The organism is Nocardia pseudovaccinii (assembly GCF_050942345.1).
GTDB classification, from domain to species: Bacteria; Actinomycetota; Actinomycetes; order Mycobacteriales; family Mycobacteriaceae; genus Nocardia; species Nocardia pseudovaccinii.
In genome coordinates this window covers 7,092,539-7,114,913 of the sequence record NZ_CP192074.1, presented here as the reverse complement: position 1 = coordinate 7,114,913, position 22,375 = coordinate 7,092,539, and the positions used below count along the sequence as shown (strand labels likewise).

Genomic DNA, 22,375 nt, shown 5'->3' with positions numbered 1-22,375 from the left:
GATTATAAGTCGAAAACCTGGTTTGGTGCGAATCGGCTGGCATGTGAAAAGGCACAAGGGCCGAGCGCACGAGGAGAGGAGCCATCATGGCGACGACGGGTGTGAAGCTGGCGCCCCCGCTGATGGGACAGGTAGTCGACGGTCCGACCGGATTCTCCGGTGTCGAGGCCACACCGGAGTGGGCGGCCGAGGTCAAGCGCCTCGCCAGGGAGCGCAACGCGACGATTCTCGCGCACAACTACCAGTTGCCCGAGATCCAGGATGTGGCCGACCATGTCGGTGACTCGCTGGCGCTGTCCCGCATCGCGGCCGAGGCGCCGGAGGACACCATCGTGTTCTGCGGTGTGCACTTCATGGCCGAGACGGCCAAGATCCTCAGCCCCGAGAAGACCGTGCTCATTCCGGACCAGCGGGCGGGCTGTTCGCTGGCCGATTCCATCACCGCCGACGAATTGCGGGCCTGGAAGGCCGAATTCCCGAATGCGGTGGTCGTCTCGTATGTGAACACCACCGCCGCGGTGAAGGCCCTTACCGATATCTGCTGCACCTCCTCGAATGCCGTCGATGTGGTCGCCTCCATAGATCCCGGCCGCGAGGTGCTGTTCCTGCCGGATCAGTTCCTCGGCGCGCACGTCAAGCGGGTCACCGGCCGCGAGAATATGCACATCTGGGCGGGCGAATGCCATGTGCACGCCGGAATCAACGGCGACGAGCTGACCGAACAGGCCCGCACCCACCCGGATGCCGAACTGTTCGTGCACCCCGAATGCGGTTGTGCCACTTCGGCGTTGTACCTCGCGGGCGAGGGCTCGTTCCCGGCCGACCGGGTGCACATTCTGTCGACCGGCGGGATGATCGACGCCGCCAAGGCCGCGAAGTCGAATCAGGTCCTGGTGGCCACCGAGGTCGGCATGCTGCACCAGCTGCGCAAGGCCGCCCCCGGCATCGACTTCCAGGCCGTGAACGATCGTGCGTCCTGCAAGTACATGAAGATGATCACCCCGGCGGCGCTGCTGCGCTCGCTCGTGGAGAACACCGACGAGGTGCACGTCGACCTGGAAACCGCCGCGCTGGCCCGCAATTCGGTGCAGCGCATGATCGAAATCGGCAACCCGGGCGGTGGCGAATGAACGGCCGCGAACGGAGCGCGACTTGCGTGCTCGTCCGGAGTGGCGGTGCGGAATGATCGCCGGGGTGGTCGGTAGCGATATCGCTGCCGACCAGGTCGAGAAGGGGCGAGGCGCATGAGCGAGCGAACAATCGACACAGCCGCCCTGGTGGTCATGACGGAGCCGAGCGCCAGCGAGGCGCAGGCATGAGCGCCGCGCCTCGGATCGACTGGGAGGCCGCCGCCGATCTGGTCGTGATCGGCGGGGGCGTCGCCGGGTTGACCGCGGCACGAACGGCATCGCTGCGCGGGTTGCGGGTGCTCATCCTCAGCAAGGGCGGCCCGACGGATACCGCAACCCAGTACGCCCAAGGTGGCATTGCCGTCGTCGCGCCGCATGAGGATTCGGTGGAATCGCACATGCGCGACACGGTCGAGGCGGGTGCCGGACTGTGTGACGAGACGGCGGTGCGGTCGATCGTGGAAGGCGGCCAGGCCGCCGTCGCTGCACTGACCGATCTGGGTGCGGTCTTCGATCTCGCTCGGGACGGCCAGATCTCGCGCACCCGCGAGGGCGGTCACAGCACGCGGCGGATCATCCACGCCGGAGGTGACGCCACCGGTGCCGAGGTGCAGCGCGCGTTGAACGCGGCCGGGCTACCGGTCCTGTTCGGTGCGGCGGCACTCGAAGTCGTCACCGGTCGCATCGGTGTGCAGGGTGTGATCGCGGTGTCGGAGAACGGATTCGGGGTCGTGCACGCACCGGCGGTGCTGCTGGCCACGGGCGGCCTAGGTCAGCTGTACGCGCTGAGCACGAATCCGCCGGGCGCGACCGCCGATGGCATCGCGCTGGCGCTCTGGGCTGGCGCGACGGTGGCCGATCTCGAATTCGTGCAGTTCCATCCGACGGTGCTCTACACCCCCGGCGGACTCGGCAGACGCCCGTTGATCAGCGAGGCGGTCCGCGGCGAAGGCGCGATACTCGTCGATTCCGAAGGGAATTCGGTGACCGCGGGTGTGCACCCGCGTGGTGATCTGGCACCGCGCGATGTGGTGTCGCGTGCGATCGCCGCACGGATGCGCGCCCTCGGCACCGATCACGTCTATCTCGACGCCCGAGCGATCGGCAGCTTCCCGCAACGGTTCCCGACGATCACCGCATCCTGCCTGGCCGCCGGGATCGACCCGCATGCCGATCTCATTCCGGTCGCACCTGCCGCGCATTATCAATGCGGCGGGGTCGTGACCGACACCCACGGCCGGACCGCGGTTCCGGGTCTGTATGCCGCTGGTGAGGTGGCGCGTACCGGACTGCACGGTGCCAACCGCCTGGCCTCGAACAGTCTGCTCGAGGGACTTGTGGCCGGTGAACGGGCCGGGGTGGCCGCCGCCGAACGTCTCGGCGAGGAAGCGCACGTGACGGACGTGTCCTTCCACACCATTCCGCGCGCCGCCCGAGCCTTGGTGCAGCAGTCGATGACCTCGCATGCCTCCGTGGTTCGCGATGCCGCCGGACTGGCGGAGGCGTCCGTGCGGTTGCGAGATGCGGTGTCGCACAGTGCGGCAAGTCGCTTGCGTGCCGAGTTGACCACTGCCAAACAGCGATTGACGGGTACGGCGATCGAGCTCTCGGCGCTGAACAGCAGCGGTGCGGTGAGTACCGGTGCGGCGTCGCACGACACCGAAGACCTCAACGGTGCGGCTGCGACACAACGCATCACCGCGTTCGAGGACGCCGCCCTCACCCTCACCGCCCAGGTGCTTCTGCTCTCCGCGGCAGCCCGCACCGAAAGCCGCGGCTCGCACACCCGCTCCGACCACCCGACCCCCGACGATCACCAACGCCGCAGTCGCGCAGTACGGCTGGGCCCAGAAGGTCACCCCGTCCCCGCCCCGGACGGCCTCGACCTCACCACCTGGACCCAGGACGCCATCCCCAGCGCCTCATGACCGCGGCAAGCATGAGAACAGTAGGACGAGGAGTGCACTGATGGGACTGGATACCGGCCTGGATCGTGACGAGGTGCTGGCCCTGATTCGCACCGCTCTGGATGAGGATCTGCGCTACGGCCCCGATATCACCACGGCGGCAACGGTTCCCGCCGATGCGGTGGTGAAGGCGTCGGTGGTTTCGCGTCAGCCGGGCACGGTGGCCGGGCTCGATATCGGCCTGCTCGTGCTCGACGAGGTGATCGGTGCGGGCAACTACGAAATCACCGACCGGGTCGCCGACGGCACCCGGGTCGAGCCGGGCCGGTCGGTGCTGGGGCTGGTCGCGCCGACCCGCGGCCTGCTCACCGCCGAACGCACCATGCTCAACCTGGTCTGCCACCTGTCCGGCATCGCGACCGCCACCGCCGCCTGGGTCGACGAGGTCGCGGGCACCGACTGCCGCATCCGCGACAGCCGCAAAACCCTGCCCGGCCTGCGTGCCCTGCAGAAGTACGCGGTCCGCGTCGGTGGTGGCGTCAACCACCGCATGGGCCTCGGCGATGCCGCCCTGATCAAGGACAATCACGTGGTAGCCGCGGGTTCGGTGGTCGCCGCCCTCCGCGCGGTGCGCGAGCTCGCCCCCGATATCGCCTGCGAGGTCGAAGTGGACAGCCTCGAACAACTGGACGCCGTCCTGGCCGAAAACGTCGAACTGGTCCTGCTCGACAACTTCCCCCTCTGGCAAACCCAAGCCGCTGTCCAACGCCGCAACGCCCAGGCCCCCACCACCGAACTCGAATCCTCCGGCGGTCTGACCCTCACCGACGCCGCCGACTACGCCCGCACCGGCGTCGACTACCTGGCCGTCGGCGCACTGACCCACTCGGTGCGCGTCCTCGACCTCGGCTTGGACATGTAACCGTCAGGCGGTGAGTTCGCGTTCCAACGGCGTGCGGAAGCGGGGGATGGCGCGAACTTCGCCGTACCAGGCGGTGATGCGGGCGGCTTCGGCTTCGATGAGAGATTCCGCTTCGGAGCCGATGTCTTCCAGTAGGCGGTAGACGATTTCGCCGTCTTTGCGCTGGGCCCAGCCGCCGACTATGCGCCCGTTCCACCAGATGGTGGGACCGACGTTTCCGTTGCGGTCGAAGAGATTTGAAGCGTGGGGGCCGAGGTACCAGTCCCGAGACTGCCAGCCCATGGGGGTCGGGTCGAGTGCGGGGAGCAGGGCAGCCCAGGGTTCGGACTCGGGGGTCGGGTCTTGGTCGTCGGCGAGTAGCAGACCGGTGGTGCCGTCGAGATCGACCTCCACCACATCGAGTTGGCCGAGGGCCTTGCGAACCTCCGCGAGTGTCCAGCCGGTCCACCACTTGATATCGGTGATCGGCGCGGGCCCGAAGGCACAGAGCCACTGCCGGACGAGTTCGGCGCGTGCCGCATCGGCGGGCATGCTCGCAATACCTTGCGGCAGCCAGGTTTCTATCGGCGCCCAGGTGTATTGGCTGCTCGTCCAACTCCCGTTCGGCCGACCGCGCACGATGCGCCCCTCGACACCGAGGATCACGAGCACCCAGGTGGTAATGCTGGTGGGGCGCGAATACGCCTTGTCCGGAGCGGGATTCACCTGCGTGCGCAGCCGGGGCACGTCCTTGCTGAGCTGCGCGCCGGTCGCCGCCCCGCGCGCCAAGAGCGCTTTGTGCGTTTCGTCTTCGACATCGGCCAGCCACGCGCGCACATCCCCGTCGACCACACCGGCCTGCTCGATGAACCTGCCATAGGTGCGACGTTGCTTCTCCGCCAACGCATCCGCGCACGACGCCTGCAATACCGGCAACAACTCGACCGGTGCGATGAACATCGTGCGCCGCATCGCCAGCAGGCGCAGCAGCGTCCGATCGTCGTACAGCGCCTTCTCGACATGTGCGGGCTCAGCGGTGAGACTGCGCGCGCCCACTGACAGGTACACCGTCGCTGGATCGGTCGCATGCAGGACGACGAGGGATCGGACGAGATCGGCAACGTCATCGGTGCGACACGCTGGTGTCAGCCGATGCCGCTGTGCCAGCCGGGCCCGCCGCTCCGCCGCATCAATCGAACGCATATGCGAATACTAGCGGTCAGATGCCGAACTGCTGCGGATCCACCCCCAGCGCCTGGCATGCCTCCCGTACCGCCGCGATCTCGTGCTGATCGAAATTCCCGTCCGCATTGCCGATCATGATGCCGATCTGGACGACCGCATGCGCCTCGGTCGGCTTCCCCGCCGCCTTGCCGATCTGCTGCAGCACATGCGCCCGCCCGAATGCCGGATCGCCGACCAGCCGATTGCAGTTGTCCTCGAACAGGTCACGCAATTCATCGGTCGGGAAGTTCTGCAGCACCGGATCGGAGCCGATGAGTCCGGCCACCCGCATGCGCTCGGCCGGATCGATGGTGCCGTCGGCCGCCGCGACGAGTGCGCACATGCCCATGCTCGCGTCCCGGAACGAACCGCCGCGCAGCTCGTTCTTCTTGGCCAGCAACTGCGCTCGCCACTGCGGGGCCTTGTCCATCAGATCCATCAGGCGACCGATATTGGTCGCATTGCTGATGAGACGGTTCAAGAAGGCCATGGAAACTCCCCGGAACGAGGTTCGGACGACAGACGGGCCCGAACTCTGGATCGACATCGCGCACGGTAACAGAACCCACCGGGACACGCCTGCCCCCGAAACACCGCCGAATTGCGTCGGCTGCCAGGCGCGCACCAGATCGAGCAAACCCGGAAAACGGGCGTCGAGATCTTCGATCCGCACCCGGCTGCGGCGCTCCAGTCCGTACTGCCGCTGCCGGGTGACACCGGCCTCACGCAGCACACGGAAATGGTGCGTCAGTGTCGATTTCGGCCGATCGATATCGAACCAGCCGCACGAGCGGTCGGCCTCGGGGATTCGAGCAGCAGTTTCTGCACCATGCTCAGCCGCAGCGGATCGCTGAGCACGCCGAGCACATCCTCCAGCCGCAGTTCGGCACGTTGCGGCTCGGGCAGCGTGGTCGCGACGGTGTCGGTCGATGGCATCGGCTCTCCTGCGGATCGCGAATTTCTCGAAATCGTTTTGCTTGCTACGGCTTTCACGGTCGTCGCACGGCTCGACCTGCCCAAGGGCGCGCGGACGTGGCCCATGGATCCGCATCCCCGCGGTCGCACCGGGCGGACGCACGGCCGTGCTGCTCGGTATCGCGGTATTCGCGCCGGGTATCACCGCGACATCATTCGTGCTCTCACTCGGCCCCTCGCTGCTGTCGAACCTCTTGGGCGCGACCAACCGCGTGCTTGCAGGTGGCTTGGCCTTCGTTATGTTCCTCGGCGCCACCGGCATCCAATGCGCGGTGCTCGGCGCGGTATTCGTCGCGACTCGCTCCGGCACCGTGACCGGACAGCGATAGCCGCATGTCATCATTCCAGCATGAGACACCTACTGCTGACGCTCGGCTGTGCGCTGTTCGCCGCGGTGTCGACGACAAGCCTTGTCGCACCGCCCGTTTCGGCCGAACCGGAATGTGCGGTCACGGTGGACGTGCGACCGGTGACCCTGACAGTGGACGGCGAGGACGCCACCGGCCGGGTATACGAACCGCACCGCTGCGCGGCGGGCGATCCGGCGCCGCGTGATCTGGTCGTCGCGGTCCATGGCCACGACGGCACCTCCGCCGACTACGCCGAATATCTGACGTCGATCGCCCGCCGCACCGCGACCCCCATCCTGTCCATGGACGCCCGCGGCGCGACCAGTGTCTGGCGGACCGGTGACTGGAATCTGTGGGCGGGCTGGCGCGATATCGTCACCGCCACCCAGTGGTACAAGAACGAGCATCCGACGATCGGCCGCACCGTGCTGTGGGGCTGGAGTCAGGGCGGCACCATGAGCGGACTCGCGGTGGCGTACGGTCCGCGGGGACTCTTCGACTACTGGGTCGACAATTACGGCCCCGCGGACGATTTCACCATGTGGCTGGCCTCGGCGGGCGTCGATCCCGCACTTCCCGGCCAGATCGAACGCGATGCGGGCGGCTGCGCCCCGACGGTCTGCCCGCAGGCCTATGCCGAACGTTCGCCCGTTCTCCTTGCCGCCCGGATGAGCATGAAACGCGCCTTCCTCATCCACGGCACCGGTGACGATGTGGTGCCGTACCCGGCGACCCTGGAAATGCGAGCCGGACTGCTCGCCGTGGGCAAACCCACCTCGATGTACACCATCGTCACCGGCCGCGATCTGAACGGCGCCGTCGTCCCGGGCGATCACAGCGTCGGACCCGCCTACTTCGAGGGCGGCTGCGTGGTGGAGCGCCTGCTGCTCGGCACCGAACCCGTCGACGGACCCGACCGCGACTATCTGGTCGACGTGGCCCGCGGCATCGTGACCGCGCCCCCGGCCCCGCCGAACGCCAAATGCGCCGCGTAGGGAACACCTGTCGGTGCGTTGTGGTTCATTCGGGCAGGACCGGATACAAGGAGAGGTGCAATGAAGCCGAATGACCCCGCTTACCACTGGAGTGGCGCGGAATTGGACCTCGACGCGTACTTGGCCCGCATCGGCTACACCGGCGACCGAACCCCGACGCTGGCCACCCTGCGCGCCCTCGTCCACGCGCACACCACCACGATCCCATTCGAGAATCTGGAGTCCATTCTCGGCCGCCCCGTGCCGCTGGATCTGGAATCGTTGCAGGACAAGATGATCCGGCACCGGCGCGGCGGCTACTGCTACGAGAACGTCGGCTTGTTCGCGGCCGCGCTGGAACGGCTCGGCTTCGGGGTGACCGGTCTCAGTGGCCGGGTCACCATGGGCGTGTCCGAGGGTCTGCGCCCGGCCACCCACGCCCTGCTGCGCGTCACCACCGGCGATGACGATCGCATCTGGATCTGCGATGTCGGCTTCGGGTCCGGACCGCTCGCACCCTATGAACTGGTCGAGGGCGGTGAATTCAGCCTCGGCGAGTGGCGCTTCCGGCTCGAACACACCACCGGCGAACTCGACAGCGATCTGTGGGTGCTGCACCAATTCGGCCGCGACGGCTGGATCGACCGCTACACGTTCACGCTGAACCCGCAGTACCGCATCGATTTCGCGGTCGGCAACCACTTCGTCTCCACCTCGCCGCGCTCACCGTTCACCGCCCGGCCGTTCGTGCAGCGCTTCCTCCCGGACGTCCATCACGTACTGGACAACCTCACCCTCATCACCGAATATCCGGACGGCTCCAGCGAAACCCGCGAACTCGAACTCGCCGAACTTCCGAAGATCCTCACCGAGGTCTTCGACATCGACCTGTCCGAACCCGACGCCAGCGCTCTCGCCCAGGGGCCCTGGCTCGCCTGAAATCCGCTCCGTGCGGGTTACCCAGGCTCGTTGTCGTCCGGCACTAGAGTCGGCCGGGTGCGTGCTTACCGGAATCTTCTCGTTCTGTTCGCAGCCTCCGCCCTGGCCCTGAGTGGTTGCAGCCAAGGGCGGGCCCAGCCCGACACCGTCGCCGGGCAGTTCGCCGATGCGCTCAGCCGCGACGACATCGCCGCGGCCGCCGCACTCACCGACGACCCGACCAAGGCATCGGATGCGCTGGGCAAGCTCTACGACGGACTCGGCAAGGATGTGAAATACGAGGTCCACAGCGTGGACAAGAACTCCTTCACCCTCGCCGCCACCTGGAAGTTCGGCAAGAACGAGTGGAGCTACACCGCCAACGGTTCCGCAGGCGATTCCGGCGACGGCTGGAAGATCAAATGGGATCCCAATGCCATCGCACCCGGTCTCGCCCTAGGCCCGCTGAGCTACGCCACCACCTACCCGAAGCCCGCGCGCATTCTGGAGTCGTCGGGCGGTGAGTTGATGACCCAGCAGGTAGTCACCCTGGTGAACGTCGCCCCCGGTGCCGATACCGCCGCGCTCGCCGCGGTGCTCGCTCCCGTCGCCGCCGACATCACCGCGCAGTCGCTGCAATCGGATCTGGCTGCGGCGCAGGGCAAGTCGATCACGGCGGTCACCCTGCGCGACGCTGATATCGCCCCGATCCAGACGGCGCTGGCCGCAGTCCCCGGCGTCACCCTCGCGCCGCAGACGCGCCTGCTCGCGACCGACAAATCCCTCGCGTCTCCGGTGCTGTCCGGCCTCGCCGACCTGTGGCAGAGCTCCGCCGACGCGGCGGCAGGCTGGGCGGTGCGGGCGCAGACCGCCGACGGCACCGAACGCGTCGCCGGTCAGGATCCGAAACCCACCGCGGATATCGTGACCACACTCGACACCGATCTGCTGCGTTACGCGGAGAGCGCGTTGACGCCGATCACCCAGCCCGCCGCGATCGTCGCAATGCAACCTTCCACCGGAAAGGTGCTCGCCGTCGCACAGAACGCGGCCGCCGACGCCCAGGGACCGATCGCGCTCACCGGCCTGTATCCGCCGGGTTCGACCTTCAAGACCGTCACGGTCTCGGCCGCACTGCAATCCGGCGCTGTGACACCCGACACCGTGCTGCCGTGCCCGGCCACCGCGAATATCGAGGGCCGCCGCATCCCCAACGACAACAACTTCGACCTCGGCAACGTCGCGCTGCACACCGCCTTCGCCCAGTCCTGCAACACCACGATGGGCCAGCTCGCGGTGAATCTCGCACCGAACGGCCTGACCGACGCCGCGGCACAGCTCGGCCTCGGCATCGACTTCGTCACACCCGGTCTGACCACCGTCACCGGCAAGGTGCCGACCGCGGACACCCCGGCACTGCGGGTGGAGTCCGGTATCGGCCAGGGCAAGGTGACGGCGTCACCGTTCGGTATGGCGCTGGTCGCCGCATCCATCGCGCGCGGATCGATGCCGCTGCCGATGGTCGTAAACGGGCAGCCCGGCGTGGCCGATCACACCCCGGCGCCGCTGCCGCCGACCACCGATGAGCAGCTGAAAACCATGATGCGCGAAACCATTACCGGCGGCACCGCCACCGCACTGCGCGATATCCCGGGCCTGATCGGCAAGACCGGCACCGCCGAGTACATCGATGACAAGCACGCCCACGGCTGGTTCGTCGGCATCGACGGTGACCTGGCCTTCGCCGTATTCGTCAGCGATGCGAACAGCTCGGGTCCGGCCGTGGCGGCCGCAGGCCGTATGCTGCGTGCAAGACATTGAGCGTCACTGTCGAATCAGCACGGCATTAGCGTTCGGCGCGTGTGGGCGGCGAATATACCCCCGCTGCCGCGTGCCGAGGATTGCGCCCCGCTACACTCGTCGGCGGAACGCGTTGATGGTCAATACGCGTGATGTCACGATTTCGAGAAGGTTCGGAGTAGGCGCCATCGATACCGGTCAATTGATCGCGGAGCACTACCGCCTGGTCGAGCGGATTGGTAGCGGCGGCACGGGTGTGGTTTGGCGTGCCGTCGACGAACGCCTGCAGCGCTCGGTCGCGGTGAAGCAGATCCACATCAAACCCAGCCTGCCCGAAGCCGAGCGCGACGTGGTGCGACAGCGCGCGATCCGCGAAGCCCGCAATGCGGCGCGTTTCCAGCATCCGAATGCGATCGTCGTCTTCGATATCACCGAGCACAACGGCGACCCATGCCTGGTGATGGAGTACCTGAAGTCGAAGAGTCTGGCGGGAGTGATCTCCGCGCAGGGGATGCTGCCGCTGACCCAGGTCGCGCGGATCGGCGAGCAGGTCGCCGCGGCGCTCATCGCCGCACATCACGCCGGAATCGTGCACCGCGATGTCAAGCCGGGCAACATCCTGCTCGACGACACCGGCACGGTGAAGATCACCGACTTCGGCATCTCCCGCGCCACCGGTGACGTCACCCTCACCGAGACCGGTCTGATCTGCGGTACCGCCGCCTATCTCGCGCCGGAGGTCGCGCGCGGCGCCGACCCGACACCGGCCGCCGACGTATTCGCCTTGGGCGCAACACTTTTCCATGCTCTCGAGGGCGAACCACCGTACGGTGCCAGCGCCAACCCGCTCGCCGTGCTCTACGCCGCGGCGAACGGCCAGGTGAGCGAACCTCGGCACGCCGGCCCGGCAACCGACTTCCTGCTGGATCTGCTCAGCCCGGATCCCGCCGAGCGGCCGACCATGCGTGCGGCCCGCGAACATCTCTCCGCGCTCGCCGATTCCGGACCGGTGACCGCCGGATTCGTCCCGGCCAGTGAGGCTTTCGGTCGGCGCGGCGAATCCGCGACCCGTGCGCTGCGGCCACCCGCCAATCCGACGCCGGAGCACCAGCCGACCGCGCGGCAGCCACGCCCGGCGCCGCCGCCGCGAAATTCCGTCCGTCCCGCCAACTCCAGTGCATCGCATCCGACAACCGCCGCGCATCCGCGGACGGCGACGCAGCCGCGTCCGGCGCCGCGCAAGTCCGGTGGCAAGCGCAAGGCCGTACTGGTCGGTGCGACGATCGGTGCGGTAGTGGCCGTCGTGGCCATCCTGATCGGTGCGCTGAATCAGTCGGGCACCAATACGCCGTCGGTGCAAGCGAGTCCGCCTTCGTCGTCCGTGTCCAAGGGGACCACTTCCATGGCTGCCGCGGGCGCGCCAGGGCAAACGAAGAGCGTCGGCACGGCAGACTCGCGACAATCCATCGATCAAGTGGTGGACTTCTACAACAACCTCACCTACATGAGTTTCGCGGCCGCATGGAAACAGTTGACTCCCGCTGCCCAACGGGTCTACGGCAGTCAGTCGGCCTTCCAGGATTACTGGACGCAGAATCGGGTCACGGGCTTCAACACTGTTGATGCGGCCGGTAGTGGCACAGGTACCAACCCAGACGGTTCGGTGGAAATCAATGTGGCCAGCGTGACCTATGCGGGCCAGAACAGGTCGGTGACGTTGCGGTTGATCAACCCTGGCAGCGGCGCCCCACTCATTGACAGCGACACCCGCAGCGGCGACGCGCGCTAGTCACGGCGGCGGGTTCGGTGCGCTATCGGGCAACGGACCGCACCGAGGCCTGCGCCCAATTCGCCAGCAGCGCAAGGGCGGTGGCGCTCGGCGAATCCGTTTCGGCGGTGTGCGTGATCGGCGCCTGATCCGGATCGTCGGGCAGGCGCAGGGTTTCGAAGCCCAGATCGAGTCGGCCGACCACCGGGTGCAGGTATATGTAACGCCCATGGGTCTTGTCCTCGAGTTCGTGCCGCTGCCACATGGCGCGGAAGTCGGCGGAGTTCGCGCTCAATTCGTCCATGAGCGAAGCGATTCCGGCATCGCCGGGATTTCCCGCCATATCCAGGCGCAGATACGCGACCACATCCGTGGCCTTGGCCGTCCAATCCTCCTACAACTCCCGCATCCCCTCATCGAGGAAGACCAGTCGGGCCAGATTGCGTTCGCGGGCCGGTAGTGCGCCGAAATCGGTAATGAGCGCGGCGGCAAGGGAATTCCAGGCGAACACTGTGGTACCGCGGCCCACGATGTAGGCGGGGACGTCGGCGGCCGCGTCGAGCAGTCTGCGCAATCCGGAACGGACTTCCTGTTCGGCCGATGGCTCCTCGCCGGACCACGGCCGCGCCAGTCGATAAAGATGCTCGCGTTCCACCGGATTCAGCCGCAGCGCCTGCGCGACGGCATCCAGCACCGACTCGGAGAAGTGCAGGGTGCGGCCCTGTTCGAGACGCACATAGTGATCGACACTGACCCCGGTGAGCAAGGCCAGCTCTGCACTCCTAAAGCCCGGAGCAGCCCGCGCGGTCAGCGGCTATTATCGTGCGTTATCGCTCGAGGCCGAGGCCAAGCCGATCTGCGAATTCCTGCACTTGGTCAGATAGAGCCTTGTCCAGCGGGCCGCCGAGCATCGCTGAGGACTGCGGCACCTAGCCTCTCGCAGGCCACCAGCGCAAGCTCGAGGTCGACGCGATTGTTCTGCAGTGTACTGCCGCAGGCTTCGGTGATCTTGCCGAGCCGGTAGCCGACGGTGTTCTTGTGGATGTGCAGTCGCTTGGCCGTCGCGATGTGGCTGCTGCCTTCCTCCAGATACACCTTGAGGGTGAGCCGGAGGTCGGCGGCTGCGCGGGTGTCGGCGGCGAGGTCGCCCAGGGTGCTGCGGACGAGTCGGCGAGTGCCCTCGAGGTCGGTTGCCAGGAGAGCTGCCGCGCGGACTCCCTGATCGCTTGCGGCCACCAGGGCGGGGGCGCGGTCGCCAGCGACGCGCGCCACGTGCTCTGCCAGCAATGCGTCGCGCAGGCTCTCGCGAAAGCCCTCGACGCCGTGGCCCCGAGGGCCGACTGCCACGCGCAGGTGCGGGGCGAGGTCGGTGACTGCCGAGCGCAGGGCGGCCAGCATCTGGTCGCGGTCGCCGCTGGGCGAGATCCACCACCATGCTGTGGTCGGGTCCCGGAGCCAGAACAGTGGCTTGCTGGGCACGCCAACAGAGGTGGCCAGCTTACGTGCCGCGCTCTCGAGGCCGGCGATGTCGGCCGAGCCTGCGTGTCGTTCGTCGACCCAGATGACGCCCGCCACGTGAGTGGTGCGTAGCGGGTATCCCAGGGACTTCTCCGTGCTGGCCACGTCGATATCGCTGCCGTCGAGCAGCCGTGTGAGCGCCTCCGCCTTCACAGTGTTGCGGTGTGCGAGCCACCGGTCCCGCTCGGCTTGGTATTCAGCCAGGACGAGCTCCGAGACGTGGTCGATGTACCAGAAGTTGATCCCGGTGAGCTCCCGGAACGCGGTCACTTCTTCGACCGGGTCGCCGAGGATGCTGGTCAGGGTGTCGATGGCCCATTGGGTCTGCATGAATTGTCCCCAGCGATACGCCCGCGCCAGGGCGCTCGGTGGTGCTTCTCGGCGGGCGAGGTGACGGGCGTATTCGAAGGCGGGGGCAGGGGCGCCGAGTGTCTCGAGGTTCACTGCGCCCTGGTAGATGAGCGCGGCAGTCTCGATCTGGATCGTCACGCTGCTGGGCGTGGCGTCGATGGTGGTCTTCCATCTCTTCATCACCTCGACCTTTCCCCTGGCCGTACCCCTGGAGTGGAACATCCTGTTCGGGTTCATCGCGGTTGCGCTCTTCGCCGGGTATCCGAACGGCGACGGCTACAGCATCTTCGACTTCAGCGAGCCCTGGATGCTCCCGGTCTTCGCGGCGGCGCTGCTGTTCTTCCCGGTGCTGGGCAACCTGCGGCCCGACCTGGTCTCCTTCCTGCCCTCGATGCGACAGTACGCAGGCAATTGGGCGTCGGCGGTCTGGACTTTCAAGCCGGGGGCCGACCAGAAGCTCGAGGCAGCCGGTATGCCTGTCGGCCTGCACACCGAGCAGCTGGCGGCACTCGATATTCCCCGCGACGTCCGGAAGATCATGATCGACCTGTTCGTGGCCTGGCGTTCCATGCACAGCCAGGGCCGCGGCCTGATCTCGGTGTTGCGCACCTACCTCGGGGACGAAATAGATCGCCGCGAGGTTTGGGAGGGCGAGACCGGAGCCAATCTGCTGCTGGGCTGGAACTTCGGCGATGGTCACATCCACGGGATCCGCTTCCTCGAGGCACTCCGCGAACGGTGCGACTTCGAGCCCGGAGAGTTCGTCGTGGCGTGGGTCGAGTCCCAGCCGGTGCACAGGTCGCACCAGGAGTGGTTCGTATTCGACGGCGCGCTGGGTGTCACCCTGCGGGGCACCTGGCAAGTCGCGGACTGCGTCGCAGAACAGCCGTGGCTGCCCAATGGGCCGATTCCACTGGAAGTCACCTGGCAATCCGGACGGGCGGGAGCGACGAAGTGACGACAGCGCTCATAGTCGGCAGCGGACCCAACGGGCTCGCCGCAGCCGTGGAACTCGCGGCCGAAGGTGTCGACGTTACGGTTCTCGAAGCAGCCGACGAAATCGGCGGCGGCACGCGCAGCAGCGAGGCGATCGTTCCCGGCCTGCTGCACGACCACTGCGCCGCCTTTCATCCCATGGCCCCGTCCTCGGCCTTCTTCAAGCATCGGGCGCTCGACCGCTACGGGCTGCGCTGGGTGCGTTCCGAGATCGATTGCGTGCACCCGCTCGACGACGGATCGGCCGGTGTGCTGCGCACCTCGGTGGCGGAGACGGCTGTCGGGCTCGGCGCGGACGGCCCGCGCTGGCGGCGGCTCTTCGAACGCAACGCGGCGGAGTTCGACGAGCTGGCCGAGGACATCTTGCAGCCACTGGTCGGATTGCCCAGACACACGGTGAAGCTGGCCCGCTTCGGCTTGCCGACGTTGCTGCCGGCGACGGTTCTGGCGCGGTACTTCCGCACCGAGCAGGCCCGGGCGCTCTTCGCGGGCATCGCCGCGCACGCCTACCAGCCACTCAACCGGCCGCTCACCTCCGCGATCGGACTCGGCATCATCACCGGTGGACACCGCAACGGCTGGGTCGTCGCCGCGGGCTGCACACAGTCGATCCCGAACGCGATGGCAGCCCTGCTCTGCGACCTCGGTGCGAAGATCGAGACCGGTATCCGCATCGAACGGATCGAGCAGTTGCCCCCGGCCGACATCACGATCTTCGACCTCACCCCGCAGACCATCGCGAACATTCTCAGCGACCGTTTACCGGCCCGCACCGAACGCAGGTTCCGCAAGTTCCAGCGTAGCCCGGGTGCCTTCAAGGTCGACTTCGCTGTCGAAGGCGCAGTGCCCTGGACGAACCCCGACGCCCACGCGGCCGGGACCGTCCATCTGGCCGGGTCGTTCGCCGAAACAGTGGCCGCCGAGACGGCGATCGCCCAGGGGCGGATGCCCGAGCGTCCCTTCGTCCTGGTGGGTCAGCAATACCTCGCCGATCCTCAGCGATCGGCCGGTGATGTCCATCCGGTCTACAGCTACGCGCATGTGCCGCACGGGTACACCGGCGATGCGACGGAGGCGATCATCGCGCAGTTCGAGCGCTTCGCTCCCGGCTTCCGCGACCAGGTCATCGGGATGCGTGTTCGCAGCGCCACCGACATGGCGATCGACAACCAGAACTTCGTGGGCGGCGACATCATCACCGGCGCCAAGAACGTCCGCCAGCTCGTCTTCGGGCCGCGGATCTCGGCCTCGCCCTACACCTTCGGCGTGCCCGGCATGTACCAGTGCTCCGCCGCCACCGCGCCTGGCCCGGGCGCCCACGGCATGTGCGGATACAACGCCGCCCGTACCGCCCTCAACTGCCTCACGTGCCATCCCTCGCCGCGCCCGGCTGCCTGACCTACCACCCCTATACCGACCCCAACGACCCATCCCACATGGTGCTCGTCGAGGAGTGGACCACTGCCGAAGCTTTCGACGAACATTTCACGACGCCACATTTCTTCCATGTGCGCGATGTCCTCGACCAGATCCTCGCCGAACCGATGATCATCAAGCGCCTCGTCTCGGCCTGACACCCGTCGTGCCCCGGTCCACTATCGGACCGGGGCAGGCGGTCGTACTCCGCGCCACATCCGGCGACCGCAGCGGATAACGGGTGGCACCGGACCGATAGGCTGGTAGCTGGAGCGGAGCGGAGGATACCGACCGCTCGGCGTCGGGCACGGCGTCCAAGGATCAGGACAGACAGGATCGCAGACCTCATGACATCCCGCATCGAGCTCGCCCGCGTTGATCTGCGCGGCCGTACTCCCTCCGCTGCCGAGCTGCGCACCGCGCTGCCGCGCGGGGGAGTCGACGTGGACTCGGTGCTGCATCAGGTGCGACCGGTGGTGGAGGCGATCCGGGATCGCGGGGTCGCGGCGGCGCTGGAGTTCAGCGAGCAGTTCGACGGCGTGATTCCGGCGAGCGTGCGGGTGCCCGCGGCCGAGTTGGAAGCCGCGTTGGAGAAGCTGGATCCGGCCGTGCGCAGTGCACTCGAGGTCGCGATCGAACGGACCCGCAAGGTGCACGCCGATCAGCGACGCACCGATACCACCACCGAGGTCGTGCCCGGCGGCACGGTTACCGAGCGGTGGGTTCCGGTCGAGCGGGTGGGACTCTACGTGCCCGGCGGCAATGCCGTCTACCCGTCGAGCGTCGTGATGAATGTGGTGCCCGCACAGGCGGCCGGTGTCGACTCGCTGGTGGTGGCCTCGCCGCCGCAGGCACAGCACGGCGGGCTGCCGCACCCGACCATCCTGGCGGCCGCGAAGCTACTCGGGGTCGAGGAAGTGTGGGCCGTCGGCGGTGCGCAAGCCATCGCGCTGCTGTCCTACGGCGGTATCGATACCGATGGAGCGCAGCTCGAGCCGGTCGACCTGATCACCGGTCCCGGCAATATCTTCGTGACCGCCGCCAAGCGCCTGTGCCGCGGCCTGGTCGGCATCGATGCCGAGGCGGGCCCCACCGAAATCGCGATTCTGGCCGATGCCACCGCCGATCCGGTCCACGTCGCCGCCGATCTGATCAGCCAGGCCGAACACGATGTGCTCGCCGCCAGCGTGCTCGTCACCGACAGTGTCGAACTCGCCGATGCGGTGGACGCCGCGCTCACCACCCAGATGACGGTGGTCAAGCACGCGCACCGGGTGCGAGAGGCATTGTCCGGCAAGCAATCCGGCACCGTGCTCGTCGACGATATCGAGCAGGGCCTGCGGGTGGTGAATGCCTACGCCGCCGAACACCTGGAGATCCAGACCGCCGATGCGCCTGCCGTCGCGGCCCGAGTGCGCAGTGCCGGCGCGATCTTCGTCGGTGCGTACGCCCCGGTCAGCCTGGGCGACTACTGCGCGGGTTCCAATCACGTACTCCCGACGGCAGGTTGCGCGCGACACTCGTCGGGCCTGAGCGTGCAGACCTTCCTGCGCGGGATCCACGTCGTCGAATACACCGAGGCCGCACTCAAAGATGTCGCCGGTCACGTGGTCGCCTTGGCCAATGCCGAGGACCTGCCCGCACACGGCCAGGCCGTACAAGCGCGATTCGAGACACTGGCATGACCCCCGAGATCACCGTGCCCGGCTCCGACATCAGCCTGGACGACCTGCCGCTGCGCGAGAATCTGCGCGGCAAAAAGCCTTACGGCGCACCACAATTGACCGTTCCGGTGCAGCTGAACACCAATGAGAACCCGCACCCGCCGAGCCGGGCCCTCATCGACGACGTCGCCGAATCCATTCGCGCCGCCGCCACCGACCTGCATCGCTACCCGGACCGCGACGCCGTCGCCCTGCGCACCGACCTGGCCGAATACCTGACTCGCCAGACCGGCACCGCGGTGCACACCGCCAATGTCTGGGCGGCCAACGGCTCCAACGAAATCCTGCAGCAACTGCTGCAGGCCTTCGGCGGCCCCGGCCGCAGTGCACTCGGTTTCGTGCCGTCGTACTCGATGCACCCGATCATTTCCGAGGGCATCGATACCGAGTGGGTCGAGGCCAAGCGCAATGCCGAGTTCTCCCTCGATATCGACTACGCGCTCACCGTCATCGCCGAGCGCCGACCCGATGTGGTCTTCGTGACCAGCCCCAACAACCCGACCGGACACAGCATTCCGCAGGCCGACCTGGCCCGGATCCTGGCCGCCGCACCGGGCATCGTGGTCGTCGACGAGGCATACGGCGAATTCTCCGCCGAGCCGAGCGCGATCGCCCTGATCGACCGGTATCCGACGAAACTCGTGGTCAGCCGCACCATGAGCAAGGCCTTCGCCTTCGCGGGCGGTCGCCTCGGCTATCTGGTCGCCGCCCCCGCGGTGATCGACGCGATGCTGCTGGTGCGACTGCCCTATCACCTGTCGGTGGTAACCCAGGCCGCCGCCCGCGCGGCCCTGCGCCACGCCGACGAAACCCTCGCGAGCGTCGCCGAACTGGCGGCACAGCGAGACCGGGTCGCGGAAGCACTGGCCGCCATGGATTTCGAGGTGATCCCCAGCGACGCCAACTTCCTGCTCTTCGGTCGCTTCACCGACGCCCCCCGCGCCTGGCAGCACTATCTGGACCGCGGCGTGCTGATTCGCGACGTCGGCATTCCGGGATATCTGCGCGCCACCATCGGTCTCGCCGCCGAGAACGACGAATTCCTGCGCGTCAGCGGCACATTGGCCGATACCGACCTCACCATCCGATGAATCCGCCTGTGGAGGAAGCAAAGATGAATCGCACCGCGCGGGTGGAGCGCGTCACCAAGGAATCGAATATCGTCGTCGAACTGGACCTCGACGGCACCGGCAAGACCGACATCTCCACCGGTGTCCCGTTCTACGACCACATGCTGACCGCGCTCGGCGCACACGCCAGCTTCGATCTGACGGTGCGCGCCGAGGGCGATATCGAGATCGAGGCGCACCACACCGTCGAGGACACCGCCATCGTCTTCGGCCAAGCGCTGGGTAAGGCACTGGGCGACAAGTCCGGCATCCGTCGCTTCGGCGATGCGTTCATTCCGATGGACGAGACCATGGCGCACGCGGCGGTAGACGTCTCAGGGCGCCCGTACTGCGTACACACCGGCGAACCCGATCACCTGCTGCACGCGGTGATTCCCGGTTCCGGCCCCGGTGCCCCGTATTCGACAGTGCTCAACCGGCACGTTTTCGAGTCGATCGCGCTGAACGCCCGCATCGCCCTGCACGTGCGCGTGCTGTACGGCCGCGACCAGCATCACATCACCGAGGCCGAATTCAAGGCGGTCGCGCGGGCATTGCGCGCCGCCGTCGAACTGGATCCGCGGGTGAGCGGTGTGCCGTCGACGAAGGGGACACTGTGACAACGAAATCCGTCGCTCTGCTCGACTACGGCTCCGGCAATCTGCACTCCGCGCACCGCGCGCTGATCCGCGCGGGCGCGAACGTCGAGGTGACCGCCGATGCCGATATCGCGCTGGCCGCCGATGGCCTCGTCGTCCCCGGCGTCGGTGCGTTCGCCGCGTGCATGGCCGGACTGCGCGAGGTAAAGGGGGAGCGCATCATCGGTCAGCGGCTGGCCGGTGGTCGTCCGGTGCTCGGCATCTGCGTCGGCATGCAGATCCTGTTCGAGCGCGGAGTGGAATTCGGTGTGGAAACCGACGGGTGCGCGGAATGGCCGGGCGTGGTCGAGCGCCTGTCCGCACCTGTGCTCCCGCACATGGGCTGGAACACCGTGTCGGCTCCGACCGACAGTGTCCTGTTCGCTGGAATGGCCAGCGATACCCGCTTCTATTTCGTGCACTCCTATGCCGCGCAGACCTGGGACCTGCCGCCGAGCGAACACTTCGCCGCGCCGAAGCTCACCTGGGCCGAACACGGCGTCCCATTCCTGGCGGCCGTCGAGAACGGTCCGCTTTCGGCGACGCAGTTTCATCCCGAAAAGTCCGGTGATGCGGGCGCGCAGCTGCTCCGCAATTGGGTGAACTCGCTGTAAACACCCGCTGGGAGCGACACGGACACCGACCCGGAGCCCAAAGCGCAGCGGAAACGTTGAGCACAGTGGCCTGGGAAACGAGGTAGGACGAGGAGCGCCTGGCGATCACACTGGTTCAAAAGGTTCCTGATTTTGTGTCGGGAGTCGGCTGGGCTAAGCTTCACCAAGTTGCCTCACTGAAGCACCGGATTAACGCCGGAGTGAAGGTGTGTGCGTGTGTTCTTTGAGAACTCAATAGTGTGTCGATGAATGTCAGTGCCAATTATTTATTGGTTCCGGTCCTTTCATACCCCCGTGTGGTGAGGGCTGGACATTTAGTCAGCAAATTTTTTTGCTGGCGTTTGATTTGCTAGGTTTTCGGACTCTAGTTAGATATTTCTGATTCACTCTTCGGAGTGTTTCGTGAGTCTTCAACGGAGAGTTTGATCCTGGCTCAGGACGAACGCTGGCGGCGTGCTTAACACATGCAAGTCGAGCGGTAAGGCCCTTCGGGGTACACGAGCGGCGAACGGGTGAGTAACACGTGGGTGATCTGCCCTGTACTTCGGGATAAGCCTGGGAAACTGGGTCTAATACCGGATATGACCATGGGATGCATGTCTTGTGGTGGAAAGATTTATCGGTGCAGGATGGGCCCGCGGCCTATCAGCTTGTTGGTGGGGTAATGGCCTACCAAGGCGACGACGGGTAGCCGACCTGAGAGGGTGACCGGCCACACTGGGACTGAGACACGGCCCAGACTCCTACGGGAGGCAGCAGTGGGGAATATTGCACAATGGGCGGAAGCCTGATGCAGCGACGCCGCGTGAGGGATGACGGCCTTCGGGTTGTAAACCTCTTTCGACAGGGACGAAGCGTGAGTGACGGTACCTGTAGAAGAAGCACCGGCCAACTACGTGCCAGCAGCCGCGGTAATACGTAGGGTGCGAGCGTTGTCCGGAATTACTGGGCGTAAAGAGCTTGTAGGCGGTTCGTCGCGTCGATCGTGAAAACCTACCGCTCAACGGTGGGCTTGCGGTCGATACGGGCGGACTAGAGTACTTCAGGGGAGACTGGAATTCCTGGTGTAGCGGTGAAATGCGCAGATATCAGGAGGAACACCGGTGGCGAAGGCGGGTCTCTGGGAAGTAACTGACGCTGAGAAGCGAAAGCGTGGGTAGCGAACAGGATTAGATACCCTGGTAGTCCACGCCGTAAACGGTGGGTACTAGGTGTGGGTTTCCTTCCACGGGATCCGTGCCGTAGCTAACGCATTAAGTACCCCGCCTGGGGAGTACGGCCGCAAGGCTAAAACTCAAAGGAATTGACGGGGGCCCGCACAAGCGGCGGAGCATGTGGATTAATTCGATGCAACGCGAAGAACCTTACCTGGGTTTGACATACACCAGAAACACCTAGAGATAGGTGCCCCCTTGTGGTTGGTGTACAGGTGGTGCATGGCTGTCGTCAGCTCGTGTCGTGAGATGTTGGGTTAAGTCCCGCAACGAGCGCAACCCTTATCTTATGTTGCCAGCGCGTTATGGCGGGGACTCGTGAGAGACTGCCGGGGTCAACTCGGAGGAAGGTGGGGACGACGTCAAGTCATCATGCCCCTTATGTCCAGGGCTTCACACATGCTACAATGGCCGGTACAGAGGGCTGCGATACCGTGAGGTGGAGCGAATCCCTTAAAGCCGGTCTCAGTTCGGATCGGGGTCTGCAACTCGACCCCGTGAAGTTGGAGTCGCTAGTAATCGCAGATCAGCAACGCTGCGGTGAATACGTTCCCGGGCCTTGTACACACCGCCCGTCACGTCATGAAAGTCGGTAACACCCGAAGCCGGTGGCCTAACCCCTTGTGGGAGGGAGCCGTCGAAGGTGGGATTGGCGATTGGGACGAAGTCGTAACAAGGTAGCCGTACCGGAAGGTGCGGCTGGATCACCTCCTTTCTAAGGAGCACTTCTGCACGGCACCCCGAAGAGTCGGGGATGGTAAACGCTGGTGCCAGAGACCGTTTCGGAAACATATGTTTTCCGGCGGATGCTCATGGGTGGAACGCTGACAGGTTCATCGCATCAGATC

At 66.3% G+C, this 22,375-nt stretch carries 19 protein-coding genes, 1 rRNA gene and 1 pseudogene; 16 read left to right on the top strand and 5 right to left on the bottom strand.

What is annotated here, in order from left to right; translation table 11 throughout:
• The first annotated feature begins 86 nt into the window (after positions 1-86).
• The 3 genes from nadA to nadC all read left to right on the top strand — a co-directional run bounded on the left by nadA (position 87) and on the right by nadC (position 3,959).
• The gene (nadA, locus tag ACQPZ2_RS32045) at positions 87-1,130 is read left to right on the top strand and encodes a quinolinate synthase NadA (RefSeq protein ID WP_433521854.1); all 1,044 of its coding nucleotides are present in this window, start codon (positions 87-89) and stop codon (positions 1,128-1,130) included.
• A gap of 185 nt (positions 1,131-1,315) precedes the next feature.
• Positions 1,316-3,058, top strand: a complete 1,743-nt coding sequence (locus tag ACQPZ2_RS32040) for an L-aspartate oxidase (protein ID WP_433521853.1) — start codon at positions 1,316-1,318, stop codon at positions 3,056-3,058.
• Between the two features lie 40 nt (positions 3,059-3,098).
• On the top strand, positions 3,099-3,959 hold the full coding sequence (nadC, locus tag ACQPZ2_RS32035; RefSeq protein ID WP_433521852.1) for a carboxylating nicotinate-nucleotide diphosphorylase: 861 nt from the start codon (positions 3,099-3,101) through the stop codon (positions 3,957-3,959).
• Between the two features lie 3 nt (positions 3,960-3,962).
• On the opposite strand, the gene ACQPZ2_RS32030 is transcribed toward nadC, so the two are convergent.
• From ACQPZ2_RS32030 to ACQPZ2_RS32020, 3 genes are read right to left on the bottom strand one after another with little or no spacing between them, the layout of a single operon-like run.
• Positions 3,963-5,141, bottom strand: coding sequence for a winged helix DNA-binding domain-containing protein (locus ACQPZ2_RS32030; RefSeq protein WP_433521851.1), 1,179 nt, complete (start codon positions 5,139-5,141; stop codon positions 3,963-3,965).
• A gap of 16 nt (positions 5,142-5,157) precedes the next feature.
• A complete protein-coding gene (locus ACQPZ2_RS32025) occupies positions 5,158-5,895 on the bottom strand; it encodes a tellurite resistance TerB family protein (protein WP_433521850.1) in 738 nt (245 codons plus the stop codon).
• A 14-nt stretch (positions 5,896-5,909) separates the two neighbouring features.
• Complete coding sequence (locus ACQPZ2_RS32020; RefSeq protein WP_433521849.1) at positions 5,910-6,098, bottom strand: hypothetical protein; 189 nt, start codon at positions 6,096-6,098, stop codon at positions 5,910-5,912.
• Between ACQPZ2_RS32020 and ACQPZ2_RS32015 the strand changes: the two genes are divergently transcribed.
• The 5 genes from ACQPZ2_RS32015 to ACQPZ2_RS31995 all read left to right on the top strand — a co-directional run bounded on the left by ACQPZ2_RS32015 (position 6,092) and on the right by ACQPZ2_RS31995 (position 11,968).
• Entirely contained in the window at positions 6,092-6,466 is a 375-nt protein-coding gene (locus tag ACQPZ2_RS32015) for a hypothetical protein (RefSeq protein ID WP_433521848.1), read from the top strand. The two genes, ACQPZ2_RS32020 and ACQPZ2_RS32015, sit on opposite strands and share 7 nt — an antisense overlap.
• A gap of 20 nt (positions 6,467-6,486) precedes the next feature.
• The gene (locus tag ACQPZ2_RS32010) at positions 6,487-7,482 is read left to right on the top strand and encodes an alpha/beta hydrolase family protein (RefSeq protein ID WP_433521847.1); all 996 of its coding nucleotides are present in this window, start codon (positions 6,487-6,489) and stop codon (positions 7,480-7,482) included.
• A 60-nt stretch (positions 7,483-7,542) separates the two neighbouring features.
• Positions 7,543-8,400: an arylamine N-acetyltransferase family protein gene (locus ACQPZ2_RS32005; RefSeq protein ID WP_433521846.1), complete on the top strand. Its 858-nt coding sequence runs from the start codon at positions 7,543-7,545 to the stop codon at positions 8,398-8,400.
• A 57-nt stretch (positions 8,401-8,457) separates the two neighbouring features.
• A complete protein-coding gene (locus ACQPZ2_RS32000; RefSeq protein WP_433521845.1) occupies positions 8,458-10,200 on the top strand; it encodes a penicillin-binding transpeptidase domain-containing protein in 1,743 nt (580 codons plus the stop codon).
• Positions 10,201-10,315: 115 nt separating this feature from the next.
• Positions 10,316-11,968 (top strand): protein kinase domain-containing protein, encoded by a 1,653-nt coding sequence (locus ACQPZ2_RS31995; RefSeq protein ID WP_433521844.1) that lies wholly within the window; start codon positions 10,316-10,318, stop codon positions 11,966-11,968.
• Between the two features lie 22 nt (positions 11,969-11,990).
• Here the strand turns inward: ACQPZ2_RS31995 and ACQPZ2_RS31990 are convergent.
• Together ACQPZ2_RS31990 and ACQPZ2_RS31985 are read right to left on the bottom strand one after the other, a co-directional pair.
• Positions 11,991-12,758, bottom strand: a pseudogene (locus ACQPZ2_RS31990) (helix-turn-helix transcriptional regulator).
• A 65-nt stretch (positions 12,759-12,823) separates the two neighbouring features.
• Entirely contained in the window at positions 12,824-13,954 is a 1,131-nt protein-coding gene (locus ACQPZ2_RS31985) for a PucR family transcriptional regulator (protein WP_433521843.1), read from the bottom strand.
• Between ACQPZ2_RS31985 and ACQPZ2_RS31980 the strand changes: the two genes are divergently transcribed.
• From ACQPZ2_RS31980 to ACQPZ2_RS31945, 8 genes are all read left to right on the top strand, one after another.
• On the top strand, positions 13,923-14,774 hold the full coding sequence (locus ACQPZ2_RS31980) for a DUF3556 domain-containing protein (RefSeq protein ID WP_433521842.1): 852 nt from the start codon (positions 13,923-13,925) through the stop codon (positions 14,772-14,774). The two genes, ACQPZ2_RS31985 and ACQPZ2_RS31980, sit on opposite strands and share 32 nt — an antisense overlap.
• On the top strand, positions 14,771-16,210 hold the full coding sequence (locus tag ACQPZ2_RS31975; protein WP_433521841.1) for a phytoene desaturase family protein: 1,440 nt from the start codon (positions 14,771-14,773) through the stop codon (positions 16,208-16,210). Before ACQPZ2_RS31980 ends, ACQPZ2_RS31975 begins: the two co-directional genes overlap by 4 nt.
• Entirely contained in the window at positions 16,180-16,386 is a 207-nt protein-coding gene (locus ACQPZ2_RS31970; RefSeq protein WP_433521840.1) for a putative quinol monooxygenase, read from the top strand. The genes ACQPZ2_RS31975 and ACQPZ2_RS31970 overlap by 31 nt, the downstream gene beginning before the upstream one ends.
• Before the next feature lie 189 nt (positions 16,387-16,575).
• On the top strand, positions 16,576-17,913 hold the full coding sequence (gene hisD / locus ACQPZ2_RS31965) for a histidinol dehydrogenase (RefSeq protein WP_433521839.1): 1,338 nt from the start codon (positions 16,576-16,578) through the stop codon (positions 17,911-17,913).
• Entirely contained in the window at positions 17,910-19,043 is a 1,134-nt protein-coding gene (locus tag ACQPZ2_RS31960; RefSeq protein ID WP_433521838.1) for a histidinol-phosphate transaminase, read from the top strand. Before hisD ends, ACQPZ2_RS31960 begins: the two co-directional genes overlap by 4 nt.
• Positions 19,044-19,066: 23 nt before the next feature.
• Positions 19,067-19,681: an imidazoleglycerol-phosphate dehydratase HisB gene (hisB, locus tag ACQPZ2_RS31955; RefSeq protein WP_040688866.1), complete on the top strand. Its 615-nt coding sequence runs from the start codon at positions 19,067-19,069 to the stop codon at positions 19,679-19,681.
• Positions 19,678-20,313, top strand: a complete 636-nt coding sequence (hisH, locus tag ACQPZ2_RS31950) for an imidazole glycerol phosphate synthase subunit HisH (protein ID WP_063041819.1) — start codon at positions 19,678-19,680, stop codon at positions 20,311-20,313. The genes hisB and hisH overlap by 4 nt, the downstream gene beginning before the upstream one ends.
• Positions 20,314-20,723: 410 nt before the next feature.
• Positions 20,724-22,242: ribosomal RNA gene (locus tag ACQPZ2_RS31945) — 16S ribosomal RNA — on the top strand.
• The last annotated feature ends 133 nt before the right edge of the window (positions 22,243-22,375 follow it).